The organism is Chromobacterium sp. LK1, assembly GCF_001043555.1.
GTDB classification, from domain to species: Bacteria; Pseudomonadota; Gammaproteobacteria; order Burkholderiales; family Chromobacteriaceae; genus Chromobacterium; species Chromobacterium aquaticum.
Genome location: NZ_LDUI01000017.1, coordinates 77572 through 91505 on the forward strand (window position 1 = coordinate 77572; position 13934 = coordinate 91505).

The following is a 13934-nucleotide window of genomic DNA, read 5'->3' on the forward strand; positions in this document are numbered from 1 at the left end:
GCGGATGAGCGTTTAAACGCCATTCTTAAAGCCCTTTACTAGTCCTCCCGCCGAGGCGCCGCAGATAATTGACCAACTGTTTAGACCCGCTAACAAAACCCCTGATCCCGCGTTGCGCCTCCTTGTCGTACGACTGGTACTGCCTGCGTCGGCGCGCCTTGGCTCAGGTTCTCTGCGAGGTTTTATTTAGCGGCTCTTAATGGAATTGCTTGATGTAGGACGCCACGCCGCCCAGCAGCATCTCGATCGAGATCGCGGTCAGCACCAGGCCCATCAGCCGCTCCAGCGCGGTGATCGCCTGTTCGCCCAGCAGCTTTTGCAGCTTGCCGGAAAACAGGAACACCAGCAGCGTCACCAGCATGCAGATGGTCAAGGCGCCCAGCCATTCCAGCATCCGTTCCGGCTCGCGGGTGGACATCAGCAGCACGGTGGCCATCGCCGACGGGCCGGCGATCAGCGGCACGGCGATCGGCACGATGAAGGGTTCGCCATGCATCTTGTCGCCGCCGAACACGCTGCCCTCGCCGGGGAAGATCATCTTGATGGCGATCAGGAACAGAATCACGCCGCCGGCCACCCGCATCGAATCATCGGTCAGATGCATCAGGTCCAGGAAGTTGCGGCCAAAGAACATGAAGGCGGACAGCACCAGGAAGGCGATCAGGCATTCGCGGTAGACCACGCGGCGGCGGCGCTCCGGCTTGACCTGCTTGAGCGCGGCGATGAACAGCGGAATATTGCCCAACGGATCGGTGATCAGGATCAGCAGGACGGTAGCGGACAGAAAAGAGGTTTGCATGGTGTGTGCTTGCGGCGTTGGGGGGTGACGATGGCGCGCAGGCCCTGAGTGCAAGGCTCTGTAATTATTAAGCGCGCGTCCGGGCGCGATTATCTCATGCGGATGCCGAATGGGTGAATCCGGATTGCGACGGTTTTATTTGCCTGGCGGCACGCGGCAAGCCCCGGCCGGCGGGGCTTGCGTGGATTAAGGGATTAAACCAGCCGTTGCAACTGCTCGGACGATTGTCGCAAGCGGCGGGCGAAGGGTTCCAACAGGCAATACACCTGCTCGCATTCCAGGCTGTCCAGGCCGGACTGGTCCAGCATGCTCAGCAGGCCGGTCAGCGCGCTGCTGATCTGGCTGAGCTCCAGCGCGACGGCATGGCTGGTGTCGTGGATGTGCTGGCTGCAGTATTCCAGCCGTTTCAGCGCGGGATCGATCAGGTGCAGCGCCTCGTGTTGCTGGCGCAGCGTTTGCAGGCCGTGGACGATGCGGTTCAGTTCAACGGCGGTGGGCGTGGCGTTCATTGCTGAGCCTCCTCTATCCGGGGCCGGACTGGCGCGCCTGGAGGCGGAGGGGCATTGAACAAGGTCAAGGTCAACATGGCAAAGCTCCTTTTTCGTGGTCCGCCTGCCTGCTCGCTGTCAAACGGGCAGGCAGGCGCGTGACGAGGTTGACAGACCGGGAAAAAGGGAACCGGCAGGCGCTAGGCCTCCCCGCCACGGCCCGCCGGATGGCAAGACAATGGCATTCCGGACGCGTCTGCCTAAGCAGCGGCGCCCGCCCTAATTCCGATTGGACTGTCAAACCCAGCGCCGTTAAGTGAAACGGCACCTGGCGATTGTTGCTGAAGGGGATGACGGGGTCAAGCGATGGGGTCCGGCACAAGCGACAGCGAGAGGTTCAAGGCCTGGCTCGGCTGCGGCCATGAGCTTGAACGCGGGAGGAACAGCGCCTAAGCCGCGCGCGTGCCCAGCTAAGCCAATGCCAAGAACTTGCGTGATATCAATGGAAATACGCATCCCAACCGCGCCGCCTTGCTTTTGAAATGATGTGGGCATAGCGTGTCTGCGCTCAATGCCAAATGGTCGTCCGTCGAGAGGCGTGCACGCCGGCGTGCTTTTAGCTGCCGCGGGCTGTTTTGCTGCTGTCTTCTCCTCCAGGCATCAAGGTCTGCTTTAAGGTCGCTTAATCACTGCCGCTTCCGGTTTGCATGGTCGTGAAGGCGTGATTGGCTCAATTCCCGGCGATGAGAGCCTTAGTGCCGAAGTGTGATGCTGGATGGTGAAAACCGATCACCAAATCAGAACGCTTGCCACGAAGTGAGTTTGCACAGCTCCACGTTTTCCCTATTCGAAGCATTAGCTGCTCTTGAAACACCAAAGGTGATGAATGATGAAACTCAGGCGTATCGTGTTACTCGCTTTTATTTTGAATGAGGCTTGTGGTATTGCTCAAGCGGACGTGCAGACCCCTGACTACTCTAAATTCCGTGGATGGGATCAGATGGTGGGAGCCTATACTACGGTTGATTTACATATATTGGGATGTCATGCGTGGTACCAGAGGATCGATCCAGAGCGGGCGCCACGATGTGATCTTAGGCTTTCATATTATACCCGTGAGTGGTGCCCAGGCTATAATTACCAATACCCCTGCTATGACCTTCTTGTGGGCAGCTATTGGGGGGGCGGGTTGGATGTGCTGCCTAATAGTGCTCCTATCTGTCCAGAAGGTTATTCCATTGGCCAAGATGCCTTATGCCACTCCTCCCCAAAGGGTCAAAGAAATTTTGGCGAAGCAAGGTGTGATAAATCATTGTTGAAGCTGGACCCTATCAATATTGCCACTGGCAATGTTTTTGAGTCTTACCACGACTCAAACACCCTGGGTTTGGTTTTTTCCAGATTCTATAACTTTACCAATGATCCAGGGGTATTGGGTTATGGCTGGCAGCATAATTACAATCGTAAAATCAGCATGGTGTGGTCTGCTAGTGGGATCGCAAGCGCGAGCGTGATGCGATCTGATGGAAATAGTATTCCATTTTCCTTGAGTGGAAATGGATGGACGCCGCCATCGGACATAAAGGATTCCCTCTCCAAGCAAACGGATGCCAATGGCACAACAACCGGCTGGCAATACCGGGTAGCTAGTAGCGGAGATATCGAGTTCTACAATGCCTACGGTCAATTGATTCAAGTGCAGCGTTTGAATGGCCAAACTGAAACCCTCAGCTACAACTATGCTAATGGGCAACTGATCTCGGTAAAAGACCAGTGGGGTAATGCTCTCAGTTTCACTTACAACACGAGTTCACTGTTGAGCACCATGGCGGATGGAGCGGGCCAGCTTACCCAGTACAACTACGATGCGGCTAATAATCTCTCTACGGTGACCTACCCCGATGGAAAATCCATCCAGTACTTGTATGAAAACACGGCCTTTCCACATGCGTTGACGGGCCTCATCGACGAGAATGGCAATCGCTACTCCAACTGGGAATATGATCCGCAAGGCAGGGCAGTCGGCAACAGCCATGCCGGAGGGGCGAATGCGGGTACCGTCAGCTACCTTTCTCCTACCAGTTCCGCGGTAACCGATGCCCTGGGAGCCACCCGCACTTACCACTACACCACCATTAACGGCCTCAAGCTGCCCACCGGCACCAGCCAGCCTGGCGGTTCCGGCTGCGCCGCGGCCAGCTCCGCGATCAGCTATGACGATCAGGCGAACATCGCTGCCCGCACCGACTTCAACGGCGTCAAAACGACTTACCAGTACGACCTGAGCCGCAACCTGGAAACACAGCGCATTGAAGCCGCCGGCACGCCGCAGGCGCGCACCATCTCCACGCAATGGCACGCCAGCCTGGCGCTGCCGCTCAAGATAGCCAGCCCCAAGAAGCTGGAAACCTACGCCTACGATGGCCAAGGCAACCTACTGACGTATACCGAGCAGGCCACGGAAGACGCCACGGGCGGCGCGGGCCTGAATGTGGCCGCAATAGGGGAGGCGAGAAGCTGGAGCTACACCTTCAATCGTCATGGCCAGGTGCTGACCATGACCGATCCCATGGGGGCCAAGACCCGCTATGGCTATGACGACAAAGGTAACCTGACCCAGGTCGTCAATGCGCTGGAGCAAGTGACAACCCTGGACCAGTACGACGCCAATGGCCGGCTGGGGCGCCTTACCGACGCGGCCGGCATCGTCACCCGCTACCGTTATGACCCGCGTGGCCGCCTGCTGGAAACCAGCCGCTACGCCAGCGCCAAGCCCGACGCCGTGACGACGACGAGCTACCAATACGACGGCGTGGGAAACCTGAACCAGATCGTCTTGGCGGATGGCTCGCTGCTGTCCTACCGCTACGACGCCGCCCACCGCTTGACCGGCATCACCGACGCGCAAGGCAACCGCATCGACTACCAACTGGACAATGCCGGCAACCGCACCCAGATCAAGGTGAGCGATCCGGCGGGCAAGCTGGCCCGGCAGCAGAACCGGGTGTACGACCAACTGGGCCGCTTGCAACAGATCATCGGCATGGCGGGACAAAGCTACAGCTATCAATACGATGCCAATGGCCGGCTGACGCAAGCCAGCGATGCGCTGAACCGGACCACGATCAATCAATACGACCCGCTGGGCCGCTTGATCAAGCAGACGGACCCGCTGGGCGGCGTGAGCCAGTACGGCTACGACTTGCTGGACCAACTGAGCAGCGCAACCGACCCGCGGCAACTGACCACCCGCTACACCACGGACGGCCTGGGCAAGCGGAGCGTATTGACCAGCCTGGATAGCGGAGAGAGCCGCTATGTCCATGACGCGGCGGGCCGCCTGACGCAAATGACGGATGCCCGCAAGGTGAGCGCGCATTACCAGTACGACGCCCTGGGCCGGATCACCGCGACGCGCTACCCGGACCAAACCGTCAACTACGTTTGGGACGACAAGCTGCCGGGCTATCTGAGCCGCATCAGCGACCAAAGCGGCACGCTGGCTTACGACTACGACGCGCTGGGCCGGATCAGCCAACTGACGCACACCTTGCCGGCCGCGGCCTATGCCGGCGCCCCGGGACTGAGCGTCCAGTACGCCTACAACCCCGCCAACCTAGTGCAGCGACAGACGCTGCCGTCCGGGCAAGTGCTGAACTACCAGTACCAGCACGGCGAAGTCAGCGCCATTGTCCTGGGCGACAAGCCCTTGGTCAGCAACATCGTCTACTTCCCGCTGGGCGGGGTGCGCAGCTACCGCTACAACGGCGCGCAAGTATTTGCCCGCAGCCAGGACGCGGATGGCCGCATCAGCTCCACCTCCAGCCCGGCGCTGAACAAAAGCCAGCACTACGACGCGGCGGATCGCCTGCTGCAGTTGCGGGACGAAGGCGCGCCGGCTCGCACCCAGGAATACGGCTATGACCCGCTGGACCGCCTGCTCAGCCAGCGGCTGGGCACAAGCAACTGGAGCTACCAATACGACGCGAACGGCAACCGCACCCAGGCCGGCAGCAATGGCGGCACGCTGGCGCAGACCCTGGCGGCGGACAGCAACCGCTTGCTGCAAATGGGCGGCAAAACCTACCGCTACCTGGAGGATGGCAAGCAAAGCAGCGACGGCCGGCTGGAAGACAGCTACGACGGCGCGGGCCGCCTGAGCAAGACCCTCCAGGGCGGGGCGAGCCACCGCTATCTCTACAGCGCCAACGGACAGCGGAGGGTGAAGAACGACACGCGCTATGTGTACGACCAGTGGGGACATCTGCTGGGCGAATACAGCCTGCAGGGGCAGCCACGGATGGAGTATGTGTGGCTGGGGGATGAAGTGGTGGCGGTGCTGAAATACTGAGGGAGCGGAGCATGATGAAAAGAATGATTGCGCGGCTGACGCGCTTGGGTGGCTTGGCAGCGCTGGTGTTGATCAGCCACTGGGCGTGGGCGGCGACGCCGGAAGTGTTCTATGTCCACAACGACCAGCTGGGCACGCCACGAGCGGTGGTGGACGGCAATAATGTGGAGGTATGGCGCTGGGAGGGAGATGCCTACGGCGAACAGCCGCCGGAGCAGGACCCCTCGGGGACGGGCCAGGCGTTTGTGTTCAACCTGAGGTATCCCGGACAGTACTATGATGTCGAGACGGGGAGGATGTACAACGGCTGGCGGGATTATGATCCGTCGACGGGCCGGTATGTGCAGAGTGATCCTTTGGGTTTAGAGGGAGGGCAGTGGTCGACGTATGCTTATGTTGAAGGAAATCCAGTACAGGGAGTTGATCCGCTGGGATTATGGGAAGTGGCTGACGTGTTTCCTGATCAAGCGCCAATTGTTACGATCGGCCGCGCTATGGGCGGAGTGGCTGCATACATGGCTGGGATGCTCTCAGGGGACCAGATGCTTGCCAGTACCGCATTGCAGGGCTTGTCAGAAACTCGAGATAAAAATACGGAAGTGCTCGTTACTCTGGCGACAATGGGCCGGTGGCGAGGGGCTGCACAAAGCGAAGCATGTCCAGCAGCGACATTCCCTCGAGGAGGTCCGCCGCGAGATCCGAAAACAGCAAACTATTTGCCACTACCAGGAGCAGAGGGGGCTCATACCACGTTAGGGACCAGAACGGGGCGCAACGGAAGCTATACGCAGGGAGCAACGTTCGGCGAGAAAGGAAATTTCCTGGGGAGAACCGATGTGACAAACCACGGCCGCGGTGATCACACAAACCCACACTGGCATCCGGCACTTGGACCAAATTCTGTCGGGTCTGCGCAACCACTACCTTGGTAAAACATCATGTGGAAACCAATTGATGAAGCAAAAATGTGGGCTCAACTTCAAGTCGACATCCTGGAGTTGTCACCTGTCGCGCGATCGTTGCTTCCCGAACTGTCGCGTCCTCTAGTTGCTCTGGGCTGTGAGAGGATAAAGGGAAGCACTGAGCAGCTATTCGTTGTTGCTCGTGTAGGCAACAAAGCTTTGATTTATGACGATGTAGAGGACGAGTATGCAATTGCAAATATTCCTCATGCCGGGCCTTTGCGTCATTGGCAGCTCTTCGGGCCTCTGGAGGCCGCTCTACTTGCTGCCTTTGGCTAAACGTCTACAAAGGCAGTGCCGTAAGCGCAGCAGCGATGGGTATGAGCGATTGTAGGTGCCAATGATGAATGGATCGATTCTCAACTGGGTGGCGCATCCGTGGAATCGCCTGTTTACGGGCAAAAAGCTGTTGCCTTATGAACGTCTGGTGCTGGATGCGTGGAGAGCCTCACTACCGGGGGAAGGTCAGCGTATTCTCGACGCGCAGCTCGAAGCTGTCTCGTTCGTTCAGCATCAAGCTGGTGGTATGCCATGATCGATATTAAAAATACGGCCGAGTCATGGATTCTCATGCACCATGCAAAAGAAGGGTCTAGTACATATACAGAAAATTTTTGGGCTTTTGATGCGCTATCAAACCTTTGTGATAGCTCTCCAGAGCAATGTTTGGCGGTAATTAATCAAATAATTTTAATTGACGCCAGTGATGTTGTTCTGTCCAATTTGGCTGCTGGACCAGTTGAAGATTTACTTGTAGAGCATGGTGAGCAGGTTATCTCATCAGTAATACAGTCGGCAAAGAAAAGTACAGACTGGGAAAAAATGCTTGGGGCTGTATGGAAAAATGACATTTCTGATCATATATGGCAACAACTAAAGTCGGTGGCAAATTCTAGCTGGTGATTAATAACGACGACTTTAACTAAAGTAGCCGCTATGGGAACTCGGTTTCCTAATTTTTGGGTGGGACTGCCTCGTGGCCTAACCGATGCAAAAAAATTTACGACAGTCTCTAGTTGATTGGCTCACTTAACTGGCTGTACTCGTGTTCTTGGTGCTGCTCTGAGAATGGGCGGTCGTATTTGCTCCCTATTGTGGATTGCATATGGTAGTTACATGGCAGGCGTTACTGCGGTTTGTGCTGCAGATTGTGTGAGCCAGTATGAGGTATAACAATGAAGTTATTGCTGTTTGTCGTGGTGGCTTTGTTGATAGGTGTTTGTTACTTTCTGGATTGGCAGAGGCGTAACAAGGTATTGCAATTGAAGCCTGACCGAGAAGAGCTGGATGATTTGTCGGTGTATCAACAGTTTTATGCTACAGCGGAGTTAATGGAGCCGGATGTAATAATGCTGTGGCATGAGATTGCTGACACATTAAAGGTGCCTGCAGGGAAAATTCGTCCAACAGATGTTTTTGGTGAAGACATTGGGGGGGGCGTTCTTGTTACCACTGAACTCGATGAATTGTCCTGGCTGGGTGCCCAGAGGGCAAGAGGGCTGAAGTTGTCAATAGATCTCCAAGCGGTCAAGACAGTTGATGATTATATTCGGACATTTGCCAGGAAAGTCAATTAGCTAGGAAGTGCAAGCTTCAAGACTACACGCCAGACAAGGTTTTGTTGTGGTTTTGTTCTAGCTGGTGCACGGACCAGGCTAGGTAATATGGGAGCAGGAGGCGGCCTCGCGCCGATACTGCAATGTTAAGCTTTAGCCTGATGAATCATACGGCGGCAAGTCGCGAGTGGTATTCCGTTGCAAAGCGGAGCAGTATTGCCGACGTTCTAGTGATGGGGCATCTTTAAATGAAAAGTGAAATGATAACTCCTGAAATTATCAGGGTAGTGCAAGTTGCTTTACAGACAAAGACAAGCTTCAAGAACGATGAGATTGCATATGAAATTCAAGACAACCATCAGCATTTGCTGATATCAATCCAAGTTGCTAGTAATGTTGGCACTTCTCAATCTGTTCGCGATTTTAAGCTGATTGCAAAAATGTTGGACTCTATAATTCCGCGCCGCAGTGGCGAGTACACTTGGATGGTGAACTTTTATAATAAAGAAACATTGCTAGACAGCTACTTTGGTGGAGATTCGGACTTTCCGGATTCTGGCTTGTAAGGGCGGTCGCTAATATAAGCCTGAATCGCTCAACTTTTCCTAGACACCTCAAGACCCCACACTAGGCTCTGCAGTGAGTTGTCAAGTGCCGTATTGAGATTAGGCTGTGAAACTGGAGGGTGGGCTCCGTGGAATCAGTGCCAATCATTTGTTAAAGATGCGATTGCGGAGTGTACGAAATGAGTGAATTTCCAAGAATCATAAAAACATACCTTTCGATTTTTGTCTTGGCTATAAGCTGCCTAGTGTTTTTATATTCGATCCTTGGTATATTTCAGGCTATAGATTTAGGTGTTGGACCTGGCTATTCAAGGGGTAGGTTGCTTACGAATTTAGGTGTATGGGGCTTGCTGTCTATTATTAGTCTTTGCGTAATTTTTTTGTCTTTTAAAGATGTTGTATTTTTTATGAAAAAGACATGATTCATTGGGTGAATCAGCATGATCTGGGAAGAAAATCTTGCCTAATATGATCATAGGTATGTCTTTGTGTGCTGGATTGCACACGCTTGTGCATGAAAACTTGCTGATAAGTATTGTAAATTTGAGATGGTAAATTTTGGGTTGGGGTGATGTTTCAAAATGCAAAAATTTTCCTCGGTTTTTCATGATAAATTTGGAGTGTCTCCCTATGATTGCATTGAGCTAAAAGACTCTTGCAATGGTTTGGAAATTATTTTGATCGATGAAAATGATTGCAAGCTTATTGTTAGATTCGAAACGCATCTTGCATACCGGCGTATTGATGAGGGGGATGCATTGGTGACGCTTGCTTTTTTAAAAAAAATAGGTTGTTCTGGTGGTCCATTTTATCAAGTTAAAAACTCTAATTTCCTTAGATGGTTTAATCGGGAGAGTTGTGGTATGCATGATGGGCAGCCATTAAAGCACTATGCAATTATTGCAATGAATGATGTGATTGATGTGATTGCGTGCGATGAGCCTGTACTGATAAAGTAATTGGTCGGGCTTGGTGCAGGGTAGAATAATTGATTTGGCTCTGCTGGTGGTATTTTTTGCGGATTATAATAGTGATTTATAAATCTGCTGTTGCTATGGGAGTTATGTTAAGGAGCTCCGCTGTCGTAGGGACATTCTCAATGAGGTGTGCGATTCAGGCTTGCATGCGGGATAAGGTCAGTGATGGTTTATTTTGTCTGCCACAGCAAAAGAAAGCTTAAAGCATGAGCTTTGATATTCGGCCGGAAACATCTGTCGCCGTGTTATTCTATGTTGATGCGGGGGAGAGGATGGAAGCTCTTGTTGGGAAAATGCCAGTTTGGGTAGTCGATAGTGCTAAAAATAGAGACGCAGTTCAAAGAGTAAGAAGTCACTATAAACTATCTAATATTACTTTGTTTTTTGATTTTGAAGGCGAGTCAAAAACATCAATGTGCTCAAGGCTTATTTATGATATCAGTGACCATCATGAATTCTCCACAATTGAGCTGCATGGCATCGCAGTTGCCGATGTGAACCAAGATATTATTACTGATTTGGAGTTTAAAAGGGTGGTCCCAACTCATTATGGGTGTGTGCTTATTAAGGTGTAGACGAGATGGCCTGATGCTCTATCAAACAGCGCTTTTTGTTATTGAGGCATGTAGGAGCATATGATCAGCAAGTGGTGAGCGCACCTTTTCATCTCTGTATCTTGCGTAATGACATAGGATGACTCGGGGGCGAGTAAGGGCGCTTGTTACTGATGGATTGTACAACTAGTACGTAATCGACAAGGCCGCATCTCGATGCGACTTCGAGCTGTGGCTGTGGAGATAAGCAATGGTGCCTCATGAAGATTTGATTCGTAGCTTGTCTCTAAAGCGTGTTGCGTGTCTGTTCAACGTTGCTGTCGAGTCACTGAGTCTCGATGCGCGATTCGGAACAGACTTACATGCGAAGCCCCGAAGTTTTTTCAGAGATAATGAATTTGATGAGATCGAAGGCGATATTATGGATGTGGCTGACAAGAAACTGCGGAACGAGATGGGACGAGGCGAGTACAAAATTTGTACGGTAGGGGATTACTGTGAGCATATGGTTCGATGTTACTCCTTGAGGCCCAAAGTGGTTGAGAAGATTCTTGGTTTGATGGATGTTTGATTGCACAGACTTTGTTGCAAAAATAAAATTGGATTGTGAATCGCTCCTCCTTTCCTAGACATCTCAGGATCCTACACTAGGCTCTGCAATGAGTTGCCAAGTGCCGCAGGGTTTAGGGCGCGGCGATCAAGTGGGAGAAAAGCAACTGATTGCATTGCGCCTCCAGCTTACTTGGAGGTACCAAGAAAAACGGCGAGCCATGGCTCGCCGTTTTGCTGTCCGCGCGCAGAGTTATTCCGCGGCGTGATCGTCCTGCTCGATGATTTCAGCCTGCTCGCCCGGTTTTTCCTTGCGGGCGCTGCCTTCCACCATATTGATGACGAACAGTCGGCATTGCAGCGAGCCGTTGTACAGCGGAGTACGGCGCTTGGGCGACAGGTGGATTAGCTTGGCCAGGCGCAGGTCGCCGCTGAACAGGTTGGCGTGCCAGCCGGCGAAGTGGGCTTTCAGCCAGTCGCCCAGCAGCGGATACCATTCGGCCAGTTGCTCCAGTTCGTCCATGCGCACGCCGTAGGGCGGGTTGGCCACCAGGATGCCGTTTTCGCCGTTGGGGCGGGCGTCCAGCACGTCCATCGCTTGCAGTTCCACCAGGCCGGAGAGGCCGGCGCGTTCCAGGTTGTCCTTGGCGACGTTGATGATGGCCTGGTCGCGGTCGGAGCCGTTGATCGCCAGCTTGGCCAGCGGTTTTTCCGCGTGCTGGGCGTCCAGCAGCAGCGCTTCCCAGCTGGCGGAATCGAAGCCGCGCAGTTTCTGGAACGCGAATTTGCGTTGGCGGCCGGGCGCGCGGTTGAGCGCGATGTCGGCGGCTTCCACCAGGAAGGTGCCGCTGCCGCACATCGGGTCCAGCAGCGGCTGGCTGCCGTTGTAGCCGGTCAGCATCAGGATGCCGGCGGCCAGGTTTTCACGCAGCGGCGCATCGCCGGTTTCCTGGCGCCAGCCGCGCTTGAACAGCGGTTCGCCGCTGGTGTCCAGGTAGATGGTGGCGCTGTCTTCGGTCAGGAACACATGAACGCGCACGTCCGGGTGGCGGGTGTCTACATTGGGCCGGCCCAGTTGCGCCTGGCGGAAGCGGTCGCAGATCGCGTCCTTCACCTTCAGCGAGATGAAGTCCAGGCTCTTGAAGTGGCAGCGGATGGCGTCGGTCTTCAGCTTGATGCTGTTGGATACGTCGAACCAGCGCGGCCAGTCCACATTCATCGCCAGGCGGTAGATGTCTTGCTCATTGCGGTAGCCGCCCTGAGCCAGTTGCAGCAGCACGCGGCTGGCGGTGCGGCTGTGCAGGTTGGCCGCCATCAGCAGATCGCGGTCGCCGGCGAAGGCCACGCCGCCGTCGGCGGTGGCGATGTCGCGCGCGCCCAGGCCGCGCAACTCGTCGGCCAGGATGGCTTCCAGGCCGCGCGGGCAGGGGGCGAACAAGGACAGCACGCTGTCGCGCACCTGGGTCAGGCTCGGGGCCTGGCGTTCGGTCGGCGCGTGGCGCGGCGCGTCGGCGTGGCGGTGCTCGCCGCGGGTTTCCACGCGGTGTTGGTCGCCCAGCGGTTTCAGGCTGCCGGCGCCCGGCTTGCCGAACAACTGACGGGCTTCGCCTTCGCGACGCTCGTGGCGCGGGCGTTCTTCCTGTTGCCAGCTTTGGCGCGGCGCGCGTTCGGCGTCGTCGCGGCGGACGTCGTTGTCGCGATAGGACGGTTTGCTGAACAGCTTGCGCGTGCCGCCTTCGCTACGCTCGGCCGGTTCGCCTTGCGGACGGTCCTGGTGCGGCGCTGCTTCGGCGTCGTCGCGGCGGAAGCGGTTGTCGCGATCGGCGGATTTGCCGAACAGCTTGCGCGGCGCTTGTTCGGCGTCGTCGCGCTGGAAGCGGCTGTCGCGGTCGCCGTGCTGGCGTTCCTGCCAGGGCTTGCGCGGCGCTTGCCCGGCGTCGTCGCGGCGGAAACGGTTGTCGCGGTCGCCGTGTTCGCGCTCCTGCCACGGCTTGCGCGGCGCTTGCTCGGCGTCGTCGCGGCGGAAACGGTTGTCGCGGTCGCCGTGCTGGCGTTCCTGCCAGGGTTTGCGCGGCGCGTGTTCGGCGTCATCACGCTGGAAGCGCTGGTCGCGGTCGCCGTGCTGGCGTTCCTGCCACGGTTTGCGCGGCGCCTGCTCGGCGTCGTCGCGACGGAAGTTGTTGTCGCGATTGGCCGGCTTGCCGAACAGTTTGCGCGGACCCTCTTCGCGCTGCTCGCTGTGCTGGCGTTCCTGCCACGGCTTGCGCGGCGCCTGTTCGGCGTCGTCGCGGCGGAAGCGCTGTTCGCGGTCGGCGGACGGGTTGAACGGCTTGCGCGGCTGATCGACATGGCGTTCGCCGTCGCGTTGCTGCCAGCGCGGCTTGCCCTGCGGCGCGCCTTGCTCGCCGTCCCGCTCCAGGTGCAGCGGCTTGCGGCCGGACGGGCCGCGGTCGCGGCTATAGGGCTTGCGTTCCGGCTCCACGTCAGCGGCGGCGTTCAGCGGCTTGCGGCCGGATGGGCCGCGGTCGCGGCTGTAGTCGCGCGGTTCGCGGTCTTCGCGGTGATGGAAGGGCTTCTTGGGGCCGTTGCCTTGCGGGCGTTCTTCGCCGTCGCGGGCGAAGCTGCGCGGCTGCCAGTTGTTGCCGCGCTCTTTATTGAAGCGGTCTTTCTTGAAGCTGTCTTGGTCTTCGTTGCGCTCAAAGCGCTGCTGGCCTTGCGGCCGACGGTCGTTGCCATACGGCTTGTCGCGCCCGGCCTGTTGGTCGCGTCCTTGATAAGGGCCGCGCTTGCCGCCGTCGCGCGGAGCTTGTCCTTGTCCAGCGCCACGGTCTTGCCAATTAGGCTTGGCGTTGCCCGGACGCGGGCCGGAATAGGGCGCGCGCGGCGAGGTGTCGGCCGAGGGCGCTTTCTTCTGGATCACTGGACCTTTGCCGGCCGGGCTGTCTCCGCCTGCCGGCGAGCTGGCCTCATTGTCGCGGCTATTGAATTCGCGGCGCATAGTGGCACGCTGGCGGGAACGGAAACTGGACATGGAACTTCCTTGAGTAAGCAAACTTTTAAGCAATTCTTTGATTTTAACTTATTTGTCCGGAGGCTGCTTGGTGACAGCGAGGGTTTCCGCTACCATATCCG

13 protein-coding genes are annotated in these 13934 nt (G+C 56.3%); 10 read left to right on the forward strand and 3 right to left on the reverse strand.

The window, feature by feature from the left end; all coding sequences use genetic code 11:
- Positions 1–196 precede the first annotated feature (196 nt).
- Together VI26_RS08410 and VI26_RS08415 are read right to left on the reverse strand one after the other, a co-directional pair.
- Complete coding sequence (locus tag VI26_RS08410) at positions 197–799, reverse strand: MarC family protein (protein ID WP_019100349.1); 603 nt, start codon at positions 797–799, stop codon at positions 197–199.
- Positions 800–993: 194 nt separating this feature from the next.
- A complete protein-coding gene (locus VI26_RS08415; RefSeq protein WP_048409290.1) occupies positions 994–1308 on the reverse strand; it encodes a DUF1484 family protein in 315 nt (104 codons plus the stop codon).
- 979 nt (positions 1309–2287) lie between these two features.
- On the opposite strand from VI26_RS08415, the gene VI26_RS08420 reads away from it, so the two are divergent.
- From VI26_RS08420 to VI26_RS08445, 10 genes are all read left to right on the forward strand, one after another.
- Positions 2288–5638: a DUF6531 domain-containing protein gene (locus VI26_RS08420; RefSeq protein WP_369799199.1), complete on the forward strand. Its 3351-nt coding sequence runs from the start codon at positions 2288–2290 to the stop codon at positions 5636–5638.
- Positions 5639–5649: 11 nt separating this feature from the next.
- A complete protein-coding gene (locus VI26_RS23790; protein WP_082150959.1) occupies positions 5650–6570 on the forward strand; it encodes an RHS repeat-associated core domain-containing protein in 921 nt (306 codons plus the stop codon).
- A 6-nt stretch (positions 6571–6576) separates the two neighbouring features.
- On the forward strand, positions 6577–6879 hold the full coding sequence (locus VI26_RS08430) for a hypothetical protein (protein WP_156183808.1): 303 nt from the start codon (positions 6577–6579) through the stop codon (positions 6877–6879).
- A 64-nt stretch (positions 6880–6943) separates the two neighbouring features.
- The gene (locus tag VI26_RS24450; RefSeq protein WP_156183809.1) at positions 6944–7135 is read left to right on the forward strand and encodes a hypothetical protein; all 192 of its coding nucleotides are present in this window, start codon (positions 6944–6946) and stop codon (positions 7133–7135) included.
- A complete protein-coding gene (locus tag VI26_RS24455) occupies positions 7132–7503 on the forward strand; it encodes a DUF6869 domain-containing protein (RefSeq protein ID WP_156183810.1) in 372 nt (123 codons plus the stop codon). Before VI26_RS24450 ends, VI26_RS24455 begins: the two co-directional genes overlap by 4 nt.
- A 272-nt stretch (positions 7504–7775) precedes the next feature.
- Complete coding sequence (locus tag VI26_RS08435) at positions 7776–8177, forward strand: hypothetical protein (RefSeq protein WP_048409294.1); 402 nt, start codon at positions 7776–7778, stop codon at positions 8175–8177.
- A gap of 227 nt (positions 8178–8404) precedes the next feature.
- Positions 8405–8722: a hypothetical protein gene (locus VI26_RS08440; RefSeq protein WP_156183811.1), complete on the forward strand. Its 318-nt coding sequence runs from the start codon at positions 8405–8407 to the stop codon at positions 8720–8722.
- Between the two features lie 581 nt (positions 8723–9303).
- A complete protein-coding gene (locus VI26_RS24460; protein WP_156183812.1) occupies positions 9304–9681 on the forward strand; it encodes a hypothetical protein in 378 nt (125 codons plus the stop codon).
- 224 nt (positions 9682–9905) lie between these two features.
- Complete coding sequence (locus VI26_RS24465; RefSeq protein ID WP_156183813.1) at positions 9906–10274, forward strand: hypothetical protein; 369 nt, start codon at positions 9906–9908, stop codon at positions 10272–10274.
- A gap of 229 nt (positions 10275–10503) precedes the next feature.
- Positions 10504–10824, forward strand: a complete 321-nt coding sequence (locus tag VI26_RS08445; RefSeq protein ID WP_048409296.1) for a hypothetical protein — start codon at positions 10504–10506, stop codon at positions 10822–10824.
- 231 nt (positions 10825–11055) lie between these two features.
- Here VI26_RS08445 and VI26_RS25310 read toward each other — a convergent pair whose 3' ends face one another.
- Positions 11056–13833, reverse strand: a complete 2778-nt coding sequence (locus tag VI26_RS25310; RefSeq protein WP_048409297.1) for a THUMP domain-containing protein — start codon at positions 13831–13833, stop codon at positions 11056–11058.
- Positions 13834–13934 lie beyond the last annotated feature (101 nt).

Bases quoted from the DNA above. Each gene is read 5' to 3' on its own strand.
- VI26_RS24465 (WP_156183813.1), top strand. From the start codon at position 9,906: ATGAGCTTTGATATTCGGCCGGAAACATCTGTCGCCGTGTTATTCTAT.
- VI26_RS08420 (WP_369799199.1), top strand. From the start codon at position 2,288: ATGGTGGGAGCCTATACTACGGTTGATTTACATATATTGGGATGTCAT.
- VI26_RS08440 (WP_156183811.1), top strand. From the start codon at position 8,405: ATGAAAAGTGAAATGATAACTCCTGAAATTATCAGGGTAGTGCAAGTT.
- VI26_RS24460 (WP_156183812.1), top strand. From the start codon at position 9,304: ATGCAAAAATTTTCCTCGGTTTTTCATGATAAATTTGGAGTGTCTCCC.
- VI26_RS08415 (WP_048409290.1), bottom strand. From the start codon at position 1,308: ATGAACGCCACGCCCACCGCCGTTGAACTGAACCGCATCGTCCACGGC.
- VI26_RS08430 (WP_156183808.1), top strand. From the start codon at position 6,577: ATGTGGAAACCAATTGATGAAGCAAAAATGTGGGCTCAACTTCAAGTC.
- VI26_RS08435 (WP_048409294.1), top strand. From the start codon at position 7,776: ATGAAGTTATTGCTGTTTGTCGTGGTGGCTTTGTTGATAGGTGTTTGT.
- VI26_RS08410 (WP_019100349.1), bottom strand. From the start codon at position 799: ATGCAAACCTCTTTTCTGTCCGCTACCGTCCTGCTGATCCTGATCACC.
- VI26_RS08445 (WP_048409296.1), top strand. From the start codon at position 10,504: ATGGTGCCTCATGAAGATTTGATTCGTAGCTTGTCTCTAAAGCGTGTT.
- VI26_RS24455 (WP_156183810.1), top strand. From the start codon at position 7,132: ATGATCGATATTAAAAATACGGCCGAGTCATGGATTCTCATGCACCAT.
- VI26_RS25310 (WP_048409297.1), bottom strand. From the start codon at position 13,833: ATGTCCAGTTTCCGTTCCCGCCAGCGTGCCACTATGCGCCGCGAATTC.
- VI26_RS23790 (WP_082150959.1), top strand. From the start codon at position 5,650: ATGATGAAAAGAATGATTGCGCGGCTGACGCGCTTGGGTGGCTTGGCA.
- VI26_RS24450 (WP_156183809.1), top strand. From the start codon at position 6,944: ATGAATGGATCGATTCTCAACTGGGTGGCGCATCCGTGGAATCGCCTG.